At 39.5% G+C, this 20,572-nt stretch carries 22 protein-coding genes; 21 read left to right on the plus strand and 1 reads right to left on the minus strand.

Going from position 1 to position 20,572, the window contains the following annotated elements:
- The first annotated feature begins 2 nt into the window (after nt 1-2).
- Together A8805_RS14545 and A8805_RS14555 are read left to right on the plus strand one after the other, a co-directional pair.
- Entirely contained in the window at nt 3-602 is a 600-nt protein-coding gene (locus tag A8805_RS14545) for an AAA family ATPase (protein WP_109712411.1), read from the plus strand.
- A 334-nt stretch (nt 603-936) separates the two neighbouring features.
- Complete coding sequence (locus tag A8805_RS14555; protein WP_109712414.1) at nt 937-1,404, plus strand: low molecular weight protein-tyrosine-phosphatase; 468 nt, start codon at nt 937-939, stop codon at nt 1,402-1,404.
- Nucleotides 1,405-1,432: 28 nt separating this feature from the next.
- Here the strand turns inward: A8805_RS14555 and A8805_RS14560 are convergent, their stop codons facing one another.
- Nucleotides 1,433-1,882: an Lrp/AsnC family transcriptional regulator gene (locus A8805_RS14560; RefSeq protein ID WP_109712415.1), complete on the minus strand. Its 450-nt coding sequence runs from the start codon at nt 1,880-1,882 to the stop codon at nt 1,433-1,435.
- Nucleotides 1,883-2,112: 230 nt separating this feature from the next.
- On the opposite strand from A8805_RS14560, the gene ald reads away from it, so the two are divergent.
- The 19 genes from ald (at nt 2,113) to recQ (ending at nt 20,541) form a co-directional block, all read left to right on the plus strand.
- On the plus strand, nt 2,113-3,225 hold the full coding sequence (gene ald / locus A8805_RS14565) for an alanine dehydrogenase (RefSeq protein WP_109712418.1): 1,113 nt from the start codon (nt 2,113-2,115) through the stop codon (nt 3,223-3,225).
- 213 nt (nt 3,226-3,438) lie between these two features.
- A complete protein-coding gene (locus A8805_RS14570; protein WP_109712420.1) occupies nt 3,439-3,630 on the plus strand; it encodes a hypothetical protein in 192 nt (63 codons plus the stop codon).
- A gap of 253 nt (nt 3,631-3,883) precedes the next feature.
- Entirely contained in the window at nt 3,884-4,372 is a 489-nt protein-coding gene (locus A8805_RS14575) for an RNA polymerase sigma factor (RefSeq protein ID WP_109712422.1), read from the plus strand.
- Nucleotides 4,369-5,097 (plus strand): hypothetical protein, encoded by a 729-nt coding sequence (locus A8805_RS14580; protein WP_109712424.1) that lies wholly within the window; start codon nt 4,369-4,371, stop codon nt 5,095-5,097. The genes A8805_RS14575 and A8805_RS14580 overlap by 4 nt, the downstream gene beginning before the upstream one ends.
- Nucleotides 5,082-5,777, plus strand: coding sequence for an ABC transporter ATP-binding protein (locus A8805_RS14585; protein ID WP_109712426.1), 696 nt, complete (start codon nt 5,082-5,084; stop codon nt 5,775-5,777). The genes A8805_RS14580 and A8805_RS14585 overlap by 16 nt, the downstream gene beginning before the upstream one ends.
- A 4-nt stretch (nt 5,778-5,781) precedes the next feature.
- Entirely contained in the window at nt 5,782-6,543 is a 762-nt protein-coding gene (locus A8805_RS14590) for a hypothetical protein (RefSeq protein WP_109712428.1), read from the plus strand.
- A 30-nt stretch (nt 6,544-6,573) separates the two neighbouring features.
- A complete protein-coding gene (locus A8805_RS14595; RefSeq protein WP_146199452.1) occupies nt 6,574-6,927 on the plus strand; it encodes a hypothetical protein in 354 nt (117 codons plus the stop codon).
- A gap of 304 nt (nt 6,928-7,231) precedes the next feature.
- Nucleotides 7,232-7,594, plus strand: coding sequence for an MGMT family protein (locus A8805_RS14600; RefSeq protein WP_109712432.1), 363 nt, complete (start codon nt 7,232-7,234; stop codon nt 7,592-7,594).
- A 71-nt stretch (nt 7,595-7,665) separates the two neighbouring features.
- On the plus strand, nt 7,666-7,914 hold the full coding sequence (locus A8805_RS22890) for an AraC family transcriptional regulator (protein ID WP_330405958.1): 249 nt from the start codon (nt 7,666-7,668) through the stop codon (nt 7,912-7,914).
- Between the two features lie 111 nt (nt 7,915-8,025).
- Nucleotides 8,026-8,499: an AraC family transcriptional regulator gene (locus A8805_RS22895; protein WP_330405959.1), complete on the plus strand. Its 474-nt coding sequence runs from the start codon at nt 8,026-8,028 to the stop codon at nt 8,497-8,499.
- 210 nt (nt 8,500-8,709) lie between these two features.
- Complete coding sequence (locus A8805_RS23145; RefSeq protein WP_242992414.1) at nt 8,710-8,976, plus strand: DUF1062 domain-containing protein; 267 nt, start codon at nt 8,710-8,712, stop codon at nt 8,974-8,976.
- Between the two features lie 313 nt (nt 8,977-9,289).
- Nucleotides 9,290-9,925, plus strand: a complete 636-nt coding sequence (locus A8805_RS14615; RefSeq protein WP_109712434.1) for a TetR/AcrR family transcriptional regulator — start codon at nt 9,290-9,292, stop codon at nt 9,923-9,925.
- Complete coding sequence (locus A8805_RS14620; RefSeq protein WP_109712436.1) at nt 9,922-10,290, plus strand: hypothetical protein; 369 nt, start codon at nt 9,922-9,924, stop codon at nt 10,288-10,290. The genes A8805_RS14615 and A8805_RS14620 overlap by 4 nt, the downstream gene beginning before the upstream one ends.
- Nucleotides 10,291-11,003: 713 nt before the next feature.
- Nucleotides 11,004-11,714 carry a LytR/AlgR family response regulator transcription factor gene (locus tag A8805_RS14640; RefSeq protein ID WP_109712440.1) on the plus strand — a complete coding sequence of 237 codons (711 nt, stop codon included), beginning with the start codon at nt 11,004-11,006 and terminating at the stop codon, nt 11,712-11,714.
- Nucleotides 11,711-12,979, plus strand: coding sequence for a sensor histidine kinase (locus A8805_RS14645; RefSeq protein WP_109712442.1), 1,269 nt, complete (start codon nt 11,711-11,713; stop codon nt 12,977-12,979). The genes A8805_RS14640 and A8805_RS14645 overlap by 4 nt, the downstream gene beginning before the upstream one ends.
- Nucleotides 12,980-13,273: 294 nt before the next feature.
- Nucleotides 13,274-13,936, plus strand: a complete 663-nt coding sequence (locus A8805_RS14650) for an ABC transporter ATP-binding protein (RefSeq protein ID WP_109712444.1) — start codon at nt 13,274-13,276, stop codon at nt 13,934-13,936.
- A 23-nt stretch (nt 13,937-13,959) separates the two neighbouring features.
- The gene (locus A8805_RS14655) at nt 13,960-16,497 is read left to right on the plus strand and encodes an ABC transporter permease (protein ID WP_109712610.1); all 2,538 of its coding nucleotides are present in this window, start codon (nt 13,960-13,962) and stop codon (nt 16,495-16,497) included.
- Between the two features lie 39 nt (nt 16,498-16,536).
- Nucleotides 16,537-18,219, plus strand: coding sequence for a S8 family peptidase (locus tag A8805_RS14660; RefSeq protein ID WP_242992415.1), 1,683 nt, complete (start codon nt 16,537-16,539; stop codon nt 18,217-18,219).
- 486 nt (nt 18,220-18,705) lie between these two features.
- Entirely contained in the window at nt 18,706-20,541 is a 1,836-nt protein-coding gene (recQ, locus tag A8805_RS14670; RefSeq protein WP_109712448.1) for a DNA helicase RecQ, read from the plus strand.
- Nucleotides 20,542-20,572 lie beyond the last annotated feature (31 nt).

Below are 20,572 nucleotides of genomic sequence, written 5' to 3' on the forward strand. Positions count from 1 at the left end.
CAATGAAAAAGATCATTACAATTAGCCGTGAGTTTGGTGCAGGAGGAGGCGAAATCGGAAGAGCAGTTGCGCATAAGCTGAATTACGAATATTTTGATAAAGAAATAATCCTTCAGTCAGCCAGAGAATCCAACGTGGACGTAGATAGTCTGCTGAAATGGGATGAAAAAATTCCTATGGACTTTGGTTTTGCTCAAAGTTTGTTTGACTTTTACAACAAACCGCTGAATGAACGTCTGTTTGAGATACAACAACAGGTAATTAGAAGAATTGCAGAAAAAGGAAATTGTGTTATTCTAGGCCGAAATGCAAACACAATCCTAAAGGAATTTGATTACACACATCATGTTTTTGTTCATGCCGATTTTTCATGGAGATTAGAGCGCATGAAACACAAAATGTCAAAGGATACAGATGCAAAAATCTCAGAAAAAATAAGAAGTGTTGATAAAACACGGAGAAAATATTGTGCCCACTATACGGAAACGGAATTTGGCATGGCGAAATACTATGACATGTGCTTAAGTACTTCTTCATTGGGGATACCTGCCTGTGTGGATATAATTTGTACACTGGCAAAAGCCGAAGATATAGCGGAGTAAGACATAGACTATTTGTTCAGATTATAAAGAAAAATACATTATGACGATAGATGATATAAGCATAGATAATTGAAGTAAAATAAGCGCTTCCAGAGATGTGAATCTATGGAGGCGTTTTACTGCCATAAAAGAGCAAGAGATAGAGAATATGAATGCTGTACTTATTGAAGACGGAGTCTCTCAAAATAAAAGATTGATAAAGTTAAATAGCATTGCTATTCACCAAAGGACTGTATTGGAAGATTAAAAAGAGTTAAATTACTATAAAATAGCATAAGATTTTTAATTCCCCTTAATTCGAAGGAATTAGAATTCTTAATGAAAGGACGAAAATATGATTAAAATACTATTTGTCTGCCACGGCAACATCTGCCGTTCCCCTATGGCAGAGTTTGTGTTCCGTGATATGGTACAAAAACGTGGGATGGGAGATCTATTCTCCATAGCGTCCGCAGCAACCAGCCGTGAGGAGATTGGAAATCCGGTCCATCGCGGCACGAGGCAGAAATTAAAGGAAGTTGGTATCAGCACTGCCGGAAAGTGTGCTGTTCAGCTGCAAAAAAGGGATTATTCTGAGTACGACTATATTATAGGAATGGAGTATCAGAATATCCGTAATATCAACCGGATTATCGGAGAGGATAAGGAGCATAAGGTACAAAGGCTGCTGGACTTTTCGGCAAATACCAGGGATATTGCAGACCCCTGGTATACCGGTAATTTTGACCGTACATATGATGATGTTTTGGAAGGCTGTGAAGGCCTTTTGCAGTATATTCTGGAACATAATCAACTTTCATAACGTAATTATAAACCACAAGAAAAGCGTATTATAATTGAATTCCAGGATGACTTTTTATTGTTGACAAAACCGTGTAGGTGTAAGTTTTGATTACATTATAATCTTCTCTAAAGCTTTGAAGCAATGCATCCAGTGATTTGGTAGAGTCCGTAATTATTTTCATGATATACTCGTATTCTCCGGTGACGTAGTGGCATTCTACAATTTCTGGAATTTGCTGAATAAGCTGGCGGAATTTCTTTTGTGAGTCATAAGACTGTTCTTTTAGGACAACCGTGCAGAAACAGGTAAGTGATTTACCTAGTTTATGGTTATCTAATAGTGCAGTGTATCCGTTTATGTATCCGTACTGTTCAAGTTTCCGGAGACGCTCACTTGTGGAAGGCAGTGAGAGGTTTATTTGTTTACTAATATCTTTTAATGAGGTACGGGCATTCTTTTGAAGAGCCCGTATCAGAGTTTCATCAATCTTATCCATAATTCCCCCAAATCTAATATAATATGTTCATTTATAAATCTTAACACCCTAAATAATTTAGGTCAATATGAAATATACTTTATAATTTAAGGTGAAATACACTTAATATTTAAAAGTATATTGAAGTTATTGGACACTATTTACAACAAAATTCAAATAAATTATCATAAATATACATTATTAACAACGGTGTTGAAAGACTAATGGGGAATAGGAAAGGTGGTATTAAAATGAAAGTAGGATGTGTAAAAGAAATCAAAAAGTATGAGTACAGGGTTGGCCTGACTCCTGAAAATGTAAAGGAGTACGTGAGCCATAATCATGAGGTCTACATTCAAAAAAGTGCGGGAGAAGGTGCGTCTTTTACTGATGAGATGTATAGAGAAGCAGGTGCGGTTATCCTGGATACGGCAGAAAAGGTGTGGGCAGAATGTGATATGATTGTAAAGGTAAAGGAACCCCTGAAAGAAGAATATGATTTGATACGTGAAAATCAGATTATATACACATATCTTCATCTTGCAGCGGACAGACCTCTTACGGATGCACTTCTAAAGAATAAAGCTAAGGCTGTAGCCTATGAGACAATTAGAGACAGAAACGGAGGACTTCCTCTCTTAAAGCCTATGAGTGAGGTGGCAGGAAGGTTTAGTATTCAGGCAGGGGCGAGATGCCTGGAAGGTACAATGGGTGGCATGGGCTTATTATTAGGCGGTGTGGCAGGAGTCAGACAGGCAAATGTATTAATTGTAGGTGCAGGGGTTGTTGGAACAAGCGCGTGTAAGATGGCCGTAGGGCTGGGAGCCCGGGTAACGATTGCAGATAATAATTTAGACCGCCTGGCATATTTAGATGATATTTTTGGCTCAAAGATTCAAACAATGTACAGCACGGATGCTGCATTGGAAAAAGCCTGCCATGCAGCAGACCTTGTAATCGGATGTGTTTTGATTCCAGGCGCAAAAGCTCCAAAGTTAATAAAAGAGCGTTACCTTGACGGGATGAAAAAGGGGAGTGTAATTGTAGATGTCGCAGTGGACCAGGGAGGATGCTGTGAGACTACGGTTCCAACATACCATGATAATCCGACCTTTGTATTAAAAGATGTGGTTCATTATTGTGTGGCCAATATACCGGGAGCAGTTGCACAGACTTCTACAATGGCACTTACAAACTCAACACTCCGCCATGGACTGGCAATTGCTGATAATGGTCTGGAAGAAGCAATTCGGAAAGATAAGCTGCTTGCGCTCGGTGTGAACTGTTATGATGGAAAACTGACCTGTAAAGAGGTTGCGGAAGGATATGGAATTGAATTTGAGGATATCTTTGCACTCATCTGATTTTAAAATTAAAACTGGCAGGCTTTATTTCATAATGTGACTAAATCACAGAACTTTCTATGCTTAATGGGTATGATAATGGAAAAGAAAGCAGAGGAGGAGTTCATTATGAAAGTAATATTAGATAAAAAGCTTAAAGATTACATGAATGAAAAGGGAGAGAAGGATATCGTATTATATACCGACATGTGCAATACATGAGGTGGTTCCTACATGGAGATATTAGCAAGGTTTGCTAATAAAGATGAGAAACTAGAGAAAAAAGGATATGATAAGATTGCAAGTGAGTTAGGAGAAGTGTATCTGCCTCAGAATGGAATTGGATACTCTGATACTATAAAGTTTGGAATTTCAAAGTTTCTTTGGATGCCCCGAATTACAATAGAAGGGGTAAACATGGTGTGAAATTGTGGATAGGACGCACTGAAAAATATACTGACCTAAAAGAAGAACGCTGTAATGCGGAATAATATTCCGGATTTGCAGCGTTTTTTATGCTATAGGAAGGCGGAGAATCTTGCAGGCAAGATTCTTTTTATTTAATTTACCCGCACACTTTCATGTTGTAATTCGTTATACATATTGAACATGATATTATATAAAGAACGATTTGTTTTTACTCATTGTTGAAGCAGCAAAGGAGGGGCTTATAGAATTCATGGATATCGAAGAACAATATGATAAATTGTACCGGTACTGCTATATGCATACACATCATAGACAGACGGCGGAGGATATTACACAGGAGGCCTTTCTTCGTTTTTTTGAAAGTCATTCTTATAAAGATAAAGGGAAGAAACTGGCATATCTTTACACCATAGCAAAAAATCTATGCATAGATTTTTACCGGAAGAAAAAGGAACAGCCAGTTCCAGAAAAGGAGTTATTTAACAACGATGTAGAAATACATCAGAATTCCGCTGGGGATAACCAAGAGGAAATTATTGTACAGGCCCATATACTGAAGGAGGCAGTAGAAATTTTAGATGAGGAGAGTCAGGAAATAATATTTCTGAGGTATGTAAATGAATTAACAGTGGTGGATATTGGAAGAATATTGGGAATTTCCAGATTTGCTGTTCACCGTAGAATTAAGCTGTGTTTAAGTCAGTTGAAAGACAAGCTTGGAAAGGAGGAGTTTTTTTGAAGAATAAGATGAAGAAGCAGCTAAAAATTATATATGAAGCACCTGAGCCCTTAGAAAAAGAAGGTTTTCTAAAAGCAATTGGTGAGCCGGAGATTTCTCATTGGAGATTATTAGCATATCAGATCCGATATATCCGAAAATGGAACTGGGCACTGGCGGCAGTGATTTTCTTAACAGCAATAATTGGAGTGCGCACGCTGGAGAAGGAGATTATTTTCATAGTGGCAACGAGTGTTCCATTTTTAGCTTTGTCTATGGTAGTGGAGGGAAGCAGATCCTTAAGATATGGAATGGAAGAACTAGAGATGGCATCAAGGTTTTCAATTAAGACCGTACTTGCAGCAAGGTTAGGGGCCCTGGGGATAAGCAATATGATTTTGCTGTGCGTATTAGTGCCCGTTCTTTATGACAATAAAAGTGAGGGAATCCTGTATACGGGACTTTATATTTTAATACCCTATTTTTTGACAACATTTCTGGATTTGGCGGTAATAAGAAAGGTGCATAGAAATGAAGGGACTTATCTTTGCTTTGGAAGTACCGTTTTAGTAAGTGTGGGATGTCTTTTATGTGGTGGGGGAAATGGATGGCTGTCGAATATAATGCCATCAGGATATAAAGAAGGAGCTGGAATAATTATGTTAATTGTATTGGCGGTTCTTATTGCCAAAGAGATTAAAAAGGTATTTACACAATGGGAGGAATATGTATGGAACTTGTCATAGACCGTTTGACAAAACAATATAAGAATAAAATTGCAGTAGATCGTATTTCTCTGAAACTGGGAACAGGGGTATATGGTTTGCTGGGTGAAAATGGAGCAGGAAAAACAACATTGATGCGTATGCTTTGTGGTATTTTAAAGCCCACGGGTGGAACGGTTACTTTTCAGGGAACGGACGTATCGTCAGAGGAGTATCGGAAAGTATTGGGATATCTTCCACAAGATTTTGGATATTATCCTAATTTTACGGGTATAGACTTTTTGATGTATATGGCTTCATTAAAAGGATTGACAAAGTACCGTGCAAAAAAAAGAAGTGAAGAGCTTTTGGAACTGGTAGGGTTAAAAGAAAACGGAAGGAAAAAGATAAAAACTTATTCTGGAGGAATGAAACAGCGTCTCGGCATTGCACAGGCCCTCTTAAACCATCCAATGATATTAATACTGGATGAACCAACAGCGGGGCTGGACCCAAAGGAGCGGGTGAGGTTCCGTAATCTGATTGCAGAGCTTGGAAAAGACAGTATTGTGATTTTATCCACTCATATTGTGACAGATATCGAGCATATTGCAGACAGAATATTAATGATGCAGGATGGACAGCTCATTTTTAATGGGATGAGAGACGAAATTGGTGGGAATTTAGAAGAATTTTTTTTAGAGCAATTTGAGGAGGAGTAAAATAATGGGTAATTTCTGGACGCTTGCCGGGTTTGAGTATAAAAAGTTACTGCAGAAAAAGGTTGTTTGGGTGACTTTTATAATTATGGCAGTAATTTGTATATTAGCTGTCTGTCTGCCATATTGGATGAATTCTTATTCAATAGATGGGAAAACGGTCAGTGGGTATGAGATGACAAAAAGGTCTATTAAACAAAGCAAAGAGCAGTCAGGAACGAAGATTGATGATTCTTATTTAAAGAAAGCAAAGGAAGAACCAGACAGCATTCCGAACTCTATCTATAGTTTTCTTTTCTTGATTATGGATTCATCAGGAAAAGAAATAGGTGATTTTAATATGGCAGATTTATATAATACGAGAAAAGAGTTGATAGAGCAGCGGTGGGGAGAAGCTCATTTGACTAAAGGTGAGACGGAATATCTTGCAAGCCTGGAAAGGCAGGTGGAGATACCTGTTGTTTATGAGTATTCGGAGGGTTACGACCTAATGAATAGTATGATGAGCTTTGTTTGTATGATGCAGATTTTATTGGCGGCGGTCAGTATTCCGTCTATTTTGGCAGATGAACATAAGGGAAGGACAGACCAGATTATTTTATGTACACATTTTGGAAAGAAAGTTTTATATATGGTAAAAGGGTTTGTGGGAGTTACGTTTTCAGTTGTGAGTACGCTGTTGTTAAGCCTTGCAGTGGCCATACCAATATTCGCAGTGTATGGATTTGATGGATTCACCGCATCCATACAGCAGTCTGCACCAATGTAGTCTTGGATGATGACACTGGGAGAAAAGTTTTTGATTATCATAGCAGTTAACTTGATTTCAGCAGTTTTACATTGTGCAGCAGGCATGATGTTGGCAGAGAAAGCAAGAGGCACTGTTGCACCTATGGCAATCCTTATTGGTTTTATGATGATTTCAATGTTTTTAGATATGCCGGAGCGATATCGTATATTAGCACAAGCTTGGGATTGTGTTCCAGGTAATATTTTGACTTCTGGAGGGCCTTTTGGTGTGCGGTTGTTTAGTATATTTGGATATTATTTCACATCATGGAAAATGGTTCCTATTATTTGGTTATTGATATCTGCGGCGGCACTATTATCAGGATATCGGTTATATAAAAACTATCAGGTAGCAGGAAGGTAAAGGACCGCAGCTGGTAAAAAAATATAATCAGACAGCAGCTGTAGTGATAATATGCAGAAAGACATACCGGCTTAAAAAAGAAGAATGCCGTAATGCGGAACAAAGGTTCCGGGATTACGGTATTTTTTGATTTTTTTATCTTAAGGTATGAATTGAAGTTTAAAGGCATGTATTATATACTTAAATAATATGGGATGTATTTGACAAAAATCAAAAGCAGAATATCCTGGTACAAAAAATGAAAGTGTACGGAGAATGATGTGCTTCAAGGAGATAAGTATAAATTATAAGGCAGGAGAGCTATATGAATTTTTACGAAAGAGCAGCGTTAGTCTGTGAGCAGATTCCAAAAGGAAAGACAGCAACCTACGGACAGATAGCATTGCTTTGTGGAAAACCGAAGAATGCGAGGCAGGTTGGTTATGCTTTGAACCGCGGACTGGCAGGGGATGCCCCTGCTCACCGTGTGGTAAATGCAAAAGGAATCCTAAGCGGTGCGGCCTCTTTTGCAACCCCAAACCTGCAGAAACAGATGCTGGAACAGGAAGGGGTGAAGGTAACCTGGACAGAGGATGGATGGCGGGTGGACCTGAAAAAGGATGGCTGGAAAAATACAATGGAAGACGCTCTCTGGCTCCGCAATGAGTTTGATGCACGGGATATCTGATAAAAATAAATGTGAATTTGAAGGGATGAAAAACATATGGCAGCTTAAAGAAACATAAGGGTACGGAAATTATGAATAAAACGAAAATAATTAACGAAAGTATTGATTACATTATACAACACCTTGATGAAAATATTTCTGTTGAAGATGTGGCAAAGTATTTTCACTACTCAAAATACTATTTTTGCAGAGTATTTAAGGAAATTACCGGCGAAAGTATATATGCGTTTATGAAGCGTTTGAAAATGGATCAAAGTGCTATTGATATTAAACTGGAAAGAAATAAAATGATTACTGACATTGGATTGGATTATGGGTAGAGTTCGTCTAATTATAGTTCAGCCTTTAAAGGCCATCATCATATTTCTCCGGCTGGATTTCGGAAATCTGTAGATTTAGCAAGTGTGTTTAATCCTTTCTTTCCTGAAAAATTGGAAAAATTCAAGACATTCCATGATTATGACAAGCCTATTACAATACAGTATATAAATGATTTTTTCGTTATTTACGAAAGATTTATTGGGAATTATGTTGAGCTAAAAGAAAAATGGTACAGCTTCATGGAGGCTTACAAAACAATTATGAACAAAAGCACCATTTTGATAGAGAAATTTTATAATGACCCAAAGGTTACTGGTTTGAATCAATGTATATGTGATTTGTGTATGACCGTGGATGGAATTCAAGAAACAGATAATACAGCAACGATAAAGGGTGGGAAATTCTCAGTTTATCGCTATAACGGAAAAATACAGGATATTTTTCGCATTCTTCAAGGAATATTTAGTGTCTGGCTGCCTGATAGTGGTTATGAAATGAATCAAAGATATGGATTGAACATATATAGGCAAATTGAGAAAAATAATGAATGTGTGGTAATGGATTTATGCATACCAATTAAATAGGGCAAGAATTCAGAAGTAATTCAAGAGATCTTTTTCTACAATTAGAATTGTCTAAGATAGATAATTCGATTAGAAAGAGATCTCTTTTTATTTGAAAAACAAATAACAAAACTTGTATTAGGTTTAGAAAAAATTGCACACATTGCTTGTGAAAAAGAAAGGAGAAATTAGCATGAAAAAATTTGGAGATACTCCACCTGTTATTTCCTTATGATAATAACTTGGGAAAGGAAATATAGAACAGTGAAAAATATCATCTGGGATATTGAATATAACTCGACACCATCAGTGATTCAGTATTGTAAGAAATGTGGTAAAAGAACTGAATATATAAGTTCTGGACAATTTCGAGTAAATGCACAAAGAAAATATCTGGATATTTGGCTGATTTATAAATGTAGCAATTGTGATACTACATGGAATGCAGCTATTTATTCACGTATCAATCCCCAAAACATAAGCGGACAATTATTGTAATGCTTTCACAACAATGATGAAATGCTTTCAAGAGAATATGCAATGAATACTGAATTTCTTCAACGCAATGGTAATGAAAGGATTAGTACCATTCCAAAGCGGAACTTACGGAAGCTTAGGCTAAACAAAGATGTTAGACTCATATTTAATAAAGCAGACACGTTTTAATTATAGCGAGGGAATATAGATATGCCAAAAACGCTCGTAAAAATAAAGTGAGAAAATAATTTAGTTTCTTTCTTGACAAGTGAACGATTGTTCACTATAATAGTGGTGAGCGACCGTTCACCACTATTATTTGTTGGAGGTTATTATGCCAAAAAACGAGACACGGGATACAAAAGAAGTTATTTTAACGATTGCATTGAAATTGTTTTCTGAACGAGGCTATGAAGGGGTTGGTATCCGGGACATAGCAAAAGAAATCGGAATACGGGAGAGCGCCCTTTACAAGCATTACAGTGGAAAGCAAGACATTTTTGACTCAATTCTCAAAGACATTGAGCGTCGTTATCAAGAGGAAGTCTCCACTTTTATCCCTCCTGAAAGTGTGTCCAGTATGCTCTCGGGAGAAGGTGATATAAGAGCGGAATTATTCTGTATCAGCGTTGCGATGTTCCAATTCTATATCAAAACAGAGTATGGTTCGCAATTGCGCAGAATGTTAACGATAGAGCAGTATAGAACTTCAGAAGCAAGCAAGTTTTTTCGGGAATTGATAATAGACAATGGTTTAGATTATATATCAGGCGTGTTTACTAACTTAATAAAAGATGGAGTTTATATTGATGCTGACCCAATGGTAATGGCCTTGCAGTTTTATTCACCTTTGTATTTGCTGTTATCCAAATACGACAATCAGCTTGAAAAATATGAAGAGGCTATATCATTTTTAGAAAGACATATTTCGCAATTCAATAAAATCTATTTAAGGAGTGATAAACAATGAAAGGAATTGGGATACTGGCAGCGGAGTGGTTTATAACCTGTCTAATTATTTATGCTGGATTATCTGGCAAACAAATATTATTTATTAATGGGCCAAGAACGGCAGTTATTACTTTGGGAATAATCGGATTTGCAATGTGCATGATAATGCCGACCATAGGTAAATTCATCAGTAATGCCCCTGCTCACCCTCTCACAATTATGGGGTACATTTTTGGTGCAATCGCATTACTTACTACAATAGCGCAAATATTTAAATGGGATATTCCTACCATTTATGACCCGAAAATTGCGCTTTTTGTAGTTGCTGGCTGCATTGTTATGAAGTCAATTATTGGCAGGTTTGCACCGCTGATAGTTAAATAAGTAGCCGAAAAGATTGCCCCAATGCTGAAGATGTAAAAAAAGCCGAGCAGTTTGCAAGATCAATCTGACCGATACCACAATGGATGTGAATGATCTTGATAAATGTTTGTACCAGAATAAAAATGGAATGGCTCAGGCCGAAATTAGAATAGAGATGGCTGATAGTGCTATGTCTTGTATCCATTACATCAAAACAGCAATTGGTTACACCTCCCTGTTTTTTGTCAAATGATATTGTTAAATATATTAAGTGTGGCTCCATTCGCAGAACCGGACAGCCCACTCATCTCCCCGTGATTTGTAGTATACCGGTTCCTTACATAGAAAGTATTAAAAAAGACCCCTGAAGCCAACAACGCTTTTTGCGTTTTGTCTTTGAGCGAATGGGAAAGGAATGCATATAACTATGAAACTAAAACACGAGCTTCAAATGCACTACAAAACGAAAATGCAAGCCGGGATTTGTTTTATATTATTCTCATCAATGCCTGTTCACTGCAAAATACGTGTCATTGATTGAAACTGTCGCAAAGGCAAAGGGCGTAGAATTACTTGCCGCTATCAATTGTTCTGACCGCTTTTTATGTAAAGAATAATAGAAATGTTTTTCAAGTATCATTATGCATGCATTGGCAAACCTGCCAGGAGCAATTATGATGGTTATAGGGATAATATAAAGTATATTTTTATATCTCACATTGGAGGTTAACGATTTGATAAAAATAGCAATATGCGATGATGAAGTTAAATTTGTTGCCGAACTGAAAACCCTAATCAGGCAGTATTTGGAAGAATTAGGCATAGCAATTTGTACGGTTACATATTCAGACGGAGCAGAACTGATACAAAACTATCCGATGGATATTGATTTAATTTTCTTGGATATTCAAATGGCTAATGTGAACGGCCTGCAGGCTGCCGATGCCATCCGTAAGATGGACGCAAAGGTCAGCATTATTTTTCTCACATCAATGGCTCAATATGCCTTGGAGGGCTATAAATACAATGCCACGAACTTCATCATCAAGCCCATAAAGTATGTTCGGCTGAAAGCGGAACTGGATAGATGGCTCTCTCATTTTACTCAGGAGGAAAAGGAGTATATTCTGATTTCAAACAACGCAGGAAAGCATAAAGTGTTTCTGAACATGCTGCAATACATTGAAACCTCCAACCGCAACCTCATGGTGCATACAGAGGGTGAAAGCCTTATTGACTACCGCAAGATGAAGGATTTGGAATCGGAGCTGCCAGAGGCCGCCTTTGTGCGCTGCCATTCCGGTTATCTTGTGAATCTGTTTTTTGTGAAGCGTATTGAAAAGCTTGAAATCCAATTGACAACAGGTGAGAAAATCCCTGTCAGCCAACCCAAGAGAAAATATGTTATGGCGCGGCTTGCCAGTTATTGGGGGAGCAAACTATGACTCTATTTTTTAATGGCATATATTACCTCATAGAGATTGGAGGGGCGCTTGCATTCCTTCAAGTATTGAACAGTTTTATTCCGAAACGGGATCATTGGCCAATGAAAATACTGGCAATCTTTTGCTGCTGTTTGATTTCCGCCACCGTTATATATGCTGAAGATTTCATCAACATTATTGGTGTATTTGCAGGCCTTTTTGTGTATATGGCTGTGTTTCACAAAGGAGAACTTATTCCAAAGCTCTCCATTGCGTTCATCATATACCCACTGCTTATATCGCTGAATTACTTGACCCAGGACATCGGAATGCGGGTCTATTTTATGCTTCCTGTTCAAAATCAGCTTACTACGGATATTACACACTCTGTATCCTTACTGATTCGCCCGCTGTTCTGGCTGGCAGTATGGCAGATGAGCAAAAGACGCGCACAGAACCTGTCAGCCTTGCTTGACACAAAAATGTGGTGGCTCTTAAACAGCATTTGTTTGGCGGTGATTGTAGGACTTCTGATGGTTTTGCTTGCTATTCCCGAAAACCTTATGATTACCTACTCTGTCGCCTTGGCCTGCATAATTACGATATTAGGAATTCTTTACCTGATAGGGTACATTGCCAACTCTGTTCTGACAGCCTCGCGGCTTCATGATTTGCAAAAAGAATACCAATACTACGAGGAGAAACTGAAAGACGAGGAACGGGTACGAACGATTTACCATGATATGAAGAACCATCTATTGCTTTTGCAGTCTGATTATGGCCGCGAGGGCAGTACAGAGGTACAGCAGTTGATAGAATCTGTTCAAGAGCAAATATCAGGCTATGAGAATTACTATCACACTGGCAACACCTTTTTAGATGTAATACTGCGGGATAAGGCGGCAAGAGCTAAAAGATATGGTATTGACTTTTCTGCCATGATTCATTTTGACGATGGTGAGTCTATGGCTCCACTGGACATCAGCACCATTTTTGGCAATGCTCTGGACAATGCCATTGAAGCCAATTTGAAGTTGCCCGTAAGTGAAAGGATGATAACGGTGAAAGCAGAACGGGTGCGGGATATGCTGTCTATTCTTGTTGAGAATCAAACAGCGGAAACCGCCGCTGCCCGGTTGGAAACACAAAAGAGCGATAAGCTGCTTCACGGTTTAGGTCTTTCCAGTATCAAATATGCCGTTGATAAATATGATGGCCAATGTGTGGTTACACCGCAAAAATCCTGTTTCACGCTTAAAATCATTATCCCAATTCCTGCATCATAAAAATGCTTTATCAATCCCACAGAATAATTTACCTGTGGGATTTTTTGTGTAATAGGAAATTACGTTCTATTACACAAATACCCTCCGGGGGATGCACACTACGCGCATAAGGAAAATGGTCGCTAAAGCGACCACGCTTCGGCGCGAGAGTCTGGCTTGCCAGACTCTTTATTTCAGTTCCATATTAGATTAAGCAGCGGGAATGTTAGTTTACGCAAAACCAATTGAGCTTAATTTTCCTGTATGTTAAAACAATCTTGCAAGAGAAAATAAACTTGATAAGGAGATTTTAACATGGGTATTGTTACAACAAATAATTTGAAAAAGTATTACGGCACTGAACCAAATATGGTACGTGCCCTTGACGGTGTAAGTATTTCAATTGAGAAGAGTGAGTTTGTAGCCATCATTGGCACTTCCGGCTCCGGCAAATCCACGTTGCTGAATATGCTCGGCGGGCTTGACCATCCTACCTCCGGTACAGTGAAAATAGGCACTCACGAAATAGGAAAGCTGAAGGACGAGGAATTAACCATTTTCCGCAGACAGCAAATCGGATTTATTTTCCAAAACTACAATCTTATCCCCATTTTGAATGTATATGAGAATATCGTGCTGCCAATTGAGCTTGATGGCAAAAAACCTGATAATGCATATGTGGGTTCGATTGTGAGGATGCTGGGGTTAGAGAAAAAGCTGAACAATATGCCGAACAACCTCTCCGGCGGCCAGCAGCAGCGTGTAGCCATTGCAAGGGCGCTGGCAAGTAAGCCGTCCTTGATTTTGGCAGACGAACCCACCGGCAACCTGGATTCCCATACCAGTGACGAGGTAATTGACCTGCTCCGGCTCACAAGCAGAGAGTTTCAGCAGACCATCGTAATGATTACGCATAACCCTGAAATTGCTGCTCTTGCTGACAGGACCATCCGTATTGAAGATGGCAGGATAGCATAATGAGAAGAAAGGGGACGGATAAAATGAAACGAGATCAATCAGCGATTGGGCAGATTTCAAGCCGCAGCTTCCAAAATAGTAAGGGAAGAAATATCGTGGCGGTGTGCGCCATTGTACTTACGGCCCTTATGTTCACTACTTTATTTGTGTTAAGTCAGAGCATAGAACAGAATCTGATACAAATGACGTTTCGGCAAGTTGGGTTTGATACCCATGTGTCTATCAAAAACATTGAAGAAGAACAAGCAAAGAAAATCGCCGCCCATCCTGATGTGCAGCAGATGGGAACCAGCATCGTTCTTGCCCTTGCAGAAAACAGGGAGTTGAGTGGACAGCAGGTCGAGATGCGTTATGCGGGTGAAGCCTATGCCGCCCATTGCTTTGCTCTGCCCACAACAGGGCATATGCCCCAGTCTGATGATGAAATCGCCCTGGACGATATTACCTTAGACCGTTTGGGCATTCCTCATGAAATCGGGCAGCAAGTAACGCTTGAATGGCGCAAGGATATGAACTCGGATAAATATACTACAAGTACATTTACCCTGTGCGGATTTTGGGAGGGCAACACACATGCAAGTGCAAGCATGGCGTGGGTAAGCGAAGGCTTTGCCAATTCGGTGTGTAACACACTGCCCGGCATTCCCACAGGGATTTGCGGGCTTCGCATGGTGCAAATCTCTCTATATAGTGACAAAAATATCGAGGGGGTCATGGACGGTATTCTTGCCGATACGGGTTTGACAGAGCTTCACTATGGCTTAAATCTGGCTTACGATTCCGCACTGAAAGAACAGGCATTTTCCGAAATGCTTCCTATGTATGGCGGTATGCTCCTGGTGTTCCTGGCCGGTTATATGATTATCTATAATATTTTTCAAATTTCGGTCACCGCTGATATTCAGTTTTACGGCAAACTTAAAACCCTGGGCACATCTAAAAAACAACTTAAAAGGCTGATATTCAGACAGGCAAACCGCCTTTGCTTCATAGGCATACCTGTTGGGCTTTTGTTCGGCTATTTACTTGCCGTAGTACTCGTGCCTGTGTTGATTGTCAGGCAAGATACAGCAACAGTGGCGGCAAATCCTTTCGTGTTCCTTGGTTCGGCTCTGTTCGCCTGGCTGACGGTTCTTGTTTCCTGCCTTCGCCCTGCTATGCTTGCTGGAAAAGTATCTCCTATGGAGGCGCTGCGGTATAATGATGCGTCGGGCAGCAGTAAGCGAAAGATAAAAAGAGGCCAAAATGGAGCATCTGTTTTCCGCATGGCGCTGGCAAACCTGGGACGAAACAGAAAGCGCACCGCCCTTGTAATATGCTCCCTGACTCTGGGCCTGGTTTTGCTGTCCTCGTTTTATGCGAAGAATGCGAGCTTTGATATAGACAAATATCTTGAAACCCTTACGCTCTCTGATTTTATGATTTCCGATGGAACCAGTGATGATTATATCAACGGATACGACCCCCAGGGAACAACTCTTAGCCACAAGCTTATGGCACAAGTCGAGGCGTTTGACGGCTTAGAAAGTACTGGAAAGCTCTATTCCCAGGAAACAACCGTATCAATCAGCCCTCAGGCACTGGAAAACATTAAGCGGTTTTATGGCATAGACGGCCGTTTGGATTCCATGAAAAACGATACTGCCTGGACGAACGGATACAATTCGGCGGTGACAACCGGAGAAGCAGCTTCCACGGTTTATGGCACAGACGGATTGATATGGGATGTTTTCAGCGATACAAGATATCTAATGGACGGAACCTTTGACCCGGCACTGTTTGCCACAGGCAAGTACGTTGTGGCTGTGGGGGTTGGTGATGACGATTATTCGGAGCAGATGCCAACTTTTTCTGTCGGTGAGGTTGTTGAGATTGACGGGAAAAAGTTTACTGTTATGAGCATTGTATATCCCCTTGAATCGGTATTTGGCGGTGCGGCTTCCTTTCCGTTCAGCCTTGACCTCGTGATACCTGCTGATGCGTTTAGTGAGCTTTATCCGCAGAACACGCTGCGCAAGCTGTATTTTAATGTCAGCGAAAACCGTATTGATGCAGCTCAGAGCATGCTTACAGAATATCAGCGCACAGTAGATTCTTCTATGCCAATTGTATCCCGTGCGAGCATGGAAAAACAGTACGAGGAACAAACGCGCTCTGCTTCCATTATGGGAAATGCGATTAGCGTTGTGATTGCACTGGTAGGTATTCTGAACTTTATCAACAGCATGATTACGGCTATTGTTTCACGGAAAAAGGAATTTGCCATGCTTCAAAGCGTGGGCATGACGAAGAAACAGCTTCGGAAAATGCTGATTTTCGAGGGGCTTGATTACGCCGTATTGACTTTGCTATGTGCTTATACAGCAAGCACCATTGCCGTTGGTGTGGCAGTAAGGGCAATGGTGGCGGACGGCTTTTCAACATTCCAGTTTACATTGACACCGCTCCTGATATGTACACCGATACTCTTTGCTTTCGCCATTATTATTCCGTATATCTGCTTCAAAAATTTGGAACGGCAGAGTGTGGTACAAAGGCTTCAGGGGATTAATTGCATATAATCAAATCCATTGAATACACTATGAATGAGTCACGGAGTTATGAAAGGTACATACATGCACAAAGCACTAGATGATAATTATGTAGATTTATTAATTGACACTCAACTAGCAGAAAATCTTAGAACTGGATATGAGATAACACCGATTAATGAAAGAAATTCTATTTTACATTCGCCAGTTGATATGTTTAATATGTGCTCCTTAGGAATTTACCCTTACCATATATTCCCCACTATTTATACTTTATGCTCAATGGTTTCGCTTGAGAGTTCGGGAATCTCTGTAGCTCATAGCAATCCAAACTTTGGACTTTTTGGGCAAGGGGTAATCATAGGATTTGTTGATACTGGCATCAATTACCAGCACCAGGCATTTTTAAATTCTGATGGAACATCCAGGATTTTGTATCTCTGGGATCAGAATATTGAGGGTTCCGGTATAAAGCCTGATGCACCCTTTGGTTCAGTGTATGATAAAACATTAATCAATCTTGCTTTACTGAATCAAAAACCATTATCAATCGTACCTAGTTTTGATGAAGATGGACATGGTACTATGCTGGCTGGAATCGCTGCCGGCAGTATCGATGAATCTCAGGGTTTTAGTGGAGTTGCACCCAATGCAGAAATTGTCGTTGTAAAGCTCGCCCGGGCAAAGCATTACAATCGGGCGATATTTAATATACCTGACACTGTTCGGTGTTATGCAGAAACAAATATACTGATTGGTATTGAGTATATCCGGAAAATTGCAGAAAGGCTTAAGCGCCCCTTGATTATTTGTTTTGGAATGGGCTCCAGTCAGAGTGATCATGATGGCCACAGTGCATTATCATTATATTTAAATAACATCTCAACTACTCCCAGAAAAGGTGTCTGCATTTCAGCCGGTAATGAAGGCAATGCACGCAGGCATTATAGTGAAACTATGTCGAACGAACAGTCCGATAATACGTTTGAACTGAGAATAGGCGAACTTGATAAGAATTTTTCAATGGAGATATGGCAAAGGTCGCCTGGTAAAATTGCTGTAGTAGTTGAATCGCCTCATAGTGAAAAAACTTCTGTTATCCAACCGCAATTTGGTCAATGCTTTGAACAAACTTTTGTTTTCAGTAATTCCAAAATATATATAAATAACATAATTGTAGAAAACGAAACCGGAGAACAGCTAATATTAATACGGCTTTCAAATGCAGTGAGTGGTATCTGGAAGATACGTGTTATTAAAATTGATACTATAACGATGCAATTCAATGCCTGGCTGCCTTCTGGAGATATCATAACAGAAGAAACGTATTTTCTCAGATCCAACCCATATACAACGGTTACAGCTCCCGGTAACGCCCGTAATCCAGTTACTGTAACAGCTTATAATCAGAACACGAATAGTATCTTACCTGAATCCAGCCGTGGCTTTACTACCAGCAATGTAGTAACACCTGATTTGGCAGCTCCTGGTTTTAATATAAAATGTCCGACTATTATAAATACTTATGGAAGTGCAACTGGTACAGGTGCCGCTGCTGCCCATAGTGCAGGAATTATGGCTCTAGTATTAGAATGGGCAGTAATAAAAGGAAATTACACTTCTATATCAGGCAGAGATATTAGCAGATTACTAATCCGGGGAGCAGCAAGAGAAAACACTATAGAATATCCTAATAGAATTTGGGGATATGGAAAAATTGATATTATAGGTTTGTTTAGAGGATTAATTTAAATGCTCTGTTGATACCTTAAGTTTTGCAGCAAAAAAAGTAAAAAACACCCGTTAGCCCAGAAAATTGATATGCGGGCTGACGGGTTTGTTTTTTTGTCGTAAAAACGTAGTGTTTTCACTCATCTTTTTTCCGGTTGTTGTAGTCACATGAATTGTGTAGGGAAATATGCGGGATTTAGGCATCATGTCTATTGACCTCATAAAAATAGATCAGACATTTACAAACGACGTGGCGACGGGCGAGTATACGCATTTGTTTATGCGGCTGATCACAATGTTGGGGCTGTTTGATGTCAATTTATGCAAAAGGGATGTGAGTGCATTCATAACACAACTAGTTAATTGTCTCTACTATGAAGTTGACGAAGAAGCCGAAAACGTATTAAAATAAGGATAAAAAGAATCAAATTATGAATATACACTAAGAAGCATTTGCCAATAAAAGATTGAATAAATTGGAAAGCAAGTGCCAGAAAGAGAACAAAAATGACCAAAGAGGAAATACTCAAGAAATATTTTGGATACAGTGAATTTAGGGAAGGACAAGAAGAGCTGATTGACGGCATACTAAAAAAGCGAGATACAGTTGGTATACTACCAACATCTTCTGGAAAGTCCTTGTGCTTTCAAATCCCAGCACTCATGTTTTCGGGAATTACCCTTGTGATTTCACCTTTGATTTCCTTAATGAGAGATCAAGTGATATCCTTAAACGAGGTGGGAATTCATGCGGCATTTCTGAACAGTTCGCTGACACAGGGGCAGTATTATAAAGCACTTGATAATATGAAAAAAGGGCAGTACAAAATTGTATATGTAGCTCCGGAGCGGTTGCTGACAGATTCTTTTATGCAGGCAGTGCTAGAGGTGGAGATATCAATGCTTAGCGTAGATGAAGCACATTGTATTTCACAATGGGGGCAAGATTTTAGACCAAGCTATTTGAAAATCATTGACTTTTTGGATCGGCTTCCTACACGTCCTGTTGTAAGTGCATTTACAGCAACAGCGACAAAGACTGTTAGAGAGGATGTTATATCTCTCTTGCGGCTTTCGGAGCCAAACATTATAATAACTGGATTTGACCGGAAGAACCTTTCCTTTTCCGTAATACATGCAAAAGACCGTTATCAAATTACTTCTGGATATGTGAGAGAGCATATAGAAGAGTGTGGGATTATCTATTGCCTGACAAGAAAAACTGTGGAAGAAGTAACTGAGAAACTACAAAAAGAAGGAATCAGCGTGACAAGATATCATGCAGGTTTAAGCGATGCAGAGCGAAAACAAAATCAGGATGAATTTATTTATGAACAGAAGCGGGTTATGGTGGCGACCAATGCTTTTGGGATGGGGATTGATAAATCCAATGTACGTTATGTAATTCATTACAATATGCCAAAAAATATAGAAAGTTATTATCAGGAGGCCGGTAGGGCCGGACGTGATGGTTTGCCCTCTGAATGCATCTTGCTTTATGGTGGTCAGGATGTAGTAACAAACCAGTTTTTCATTGATAAGCAGCAGACAATGGCAGATGAGATGGACAGCAGTATGCTGGAGGAAGTGAAAGAAAGAGAACGGGAAAGGCTTCGGAAGATGACTTTTTATTGCTTTACGAATGATTGTCTCCGGCAGTATATTTTAAATTACTTTGGGGAGCAGGCACCGGTTTACTGTGGGAACTGCTTAAATTGTTTGACGAAGTTTGAGGATGTGGACATTACAGATATAGCTATAAATTTGATTGGATGTGTAAAGACAAGCCATCAAAGATATGGAATTGTAATGATTATTGATACGGTACATGGCAGCGCCAATACTAAGATTCAAAGATGCCGAATGGATGAGAATCCTTATTATGGGACGCTAAAGGGAATTCAGATTCATAGGCTTCGCCAGATTGTGAATTACCTCATCTTAAAAGATTACCTAACGTTGACGAATGATGAATATCCTATTCTAAAGCTATCCGGTCAGTCAGAGTCTATACTTTTACAAGAGGAACCAATTATCATGAAAGTGGCTAAGGAGAGGGAGCAAGCCCAGATAAAGAAAGAAAAGAAATCAGGGAAGAGTAAAAGTGTTGCAGCAGTTTTGGATGAGTCTGGTGAAGAACTGTTTGAGAAGCTGCGGGCGTTGCGTATGGTAATCTCAAAAAAGGAAAAGGTTCCACCTTATCTTGTATTTTCAGATAAGACGCTTGTACAAATGTCTGCAATTAAACCAAAGACTAAAGAAGAAATGCTCGGAGTTTCAGGTGTGGGAGAGGCAAAATACCAGAAATATGGAGAGCAGTTTTTAAAGGCCATTCAAGATTGATTACTAGAGGAATGTATTATTAGTATTCTTT

The organism is Faecalicatena contorta (assembly GCF_003149105.1).
Classification (GTDB): domain Bacteria; phylum Bacillota; class Clostridia; order Lachnospirales; family Lachnospiraceae; genus Muricomes; species Muricomes contortus_C.

Excerpts from the sequence above, each read along its gene's own strand:
- ald (WP_109712418.1), top strand. The coding sequence starts at position 2,113 with ATGAAAGTAGGATGTGTAAAAGAAATCAAAAAGTATGAGTACAGGGTT.
- A8805_RS14575 (WP_109712422.1), top strand. The coding sequence starts at position 3,884 with ATGGATATCGAAGAACAATATGATAAATTGTACCGGTACTGCTATATG.
- A8805_RS14585 (WP_109712426.1), top strand. The coding sequence starts at position 5,082 with ATGGAACTTGTCATAGACCGTTTGACAAAACAATATAAGAATAAAATT.
- A8805_RS14650 (WP_109712444.1), top strand. The coding sequence starts at position 13,274 with ATGGGTATTGTTACAACAAATAATTTGAAAAAGTATTACGGCACTGAA.
- A8805_RS14590 (WP_109712428.1), top strand. The coding sequence starts at position 5,782 with ATGGGTAATTTCTGGACGCTTGCCGGGTTTGAGTATAAAAAGTTACTG.
- A8805_RS14615 (WP_109712434.1), top strand. The coding sequence starts at position 9,290 with ATGCCAAAAAACGAGACACGGGATACAAAAGAAGTTATTTTAACGATT.
- A8805_RS22890 (WP_330405958.1), top strand. The coding sequence starts at position 7,666 with ATGAATAAAACGAAAATAATTAACGAAAGTATTGATTACATTATACAA.
- A8805_RS14660 (WP_242992415.1), top strand. The coding sequence starts at position 16,537 with ATGAAAGGTACATACATGCACAAAGCACTAGATGATAATTATGTAGAT.
- recQ (WP_109712448.1), top strand. The coding sequence starts at position 18,706 with ATGACCAAAGAGGAAATACTCAAGAAATATTTTGGATACAGTGAATTT.
- A8805_RS14545 (WP_109712411.1), top strand. The coding sequence starts at position 3 with ATGAAAAAGATCATTACAATTAGCCGTGAGTTTGGTGCAGGAGGAGGC.
- A8805_RS14560 (WP_109712415.1), bottom strand. The coding sequence starts at position 1,882 with ATGGATAAGATTGATGAAACTCTGATACGGGCTCTTCAAAAGAATGCC.
- A8805_RS14600 (WP_109712432.1), top strand. The coding sequence starts at position 7,232 with ATGAATTTTTACGAAAGAGCAGCGTTAGTCTGTGAGCAGATTCCAAAA.
- A8805_RS14645 (WP_109712442.1), top strand. The coding sequence starts at position 11,711 with ATGACTCTATTTTTTAATGGCATATATTACCTCATAGAGATTGGAGGG.
- A8805_RS14655 (WP_109712610.1), top strand. The coding sequence starts at position 13,960 with ATGAAACGAGATCAATCAGCGATTGGGCAGATTTCAAGCCGCAGCTTC.
- A8805_RS14620 (WP_109712436.1), top strand. The coding sequence starts at position 9,922 with ATGAAAGGAATTGGGATACTGGCAGCGGAGTGGTTTATAACCTGTCTA.
- A8805_RS14555 (WP_109712414.1), top strand. The coding sequence starts at position 937 with ATGATTAAAATACTATTTGTCTGCCACGGCAACATCTGCCGTTCCCCT.
- A8805_RS23145 (WP_242992414.1), top strand. The coding sequence starts at position 8,710 with ATGATAATAACTTGGGAAAGGAAATATAGAACAGTGAAAAATATCATC.
- A8805_RS14570 (WP_109712420.1), top strand. The coding sequence starts at position 3,439 with ATGGAGATATTAGCAAGGTTTGCTAATAAAGATGAGAAACTAGAGAAA.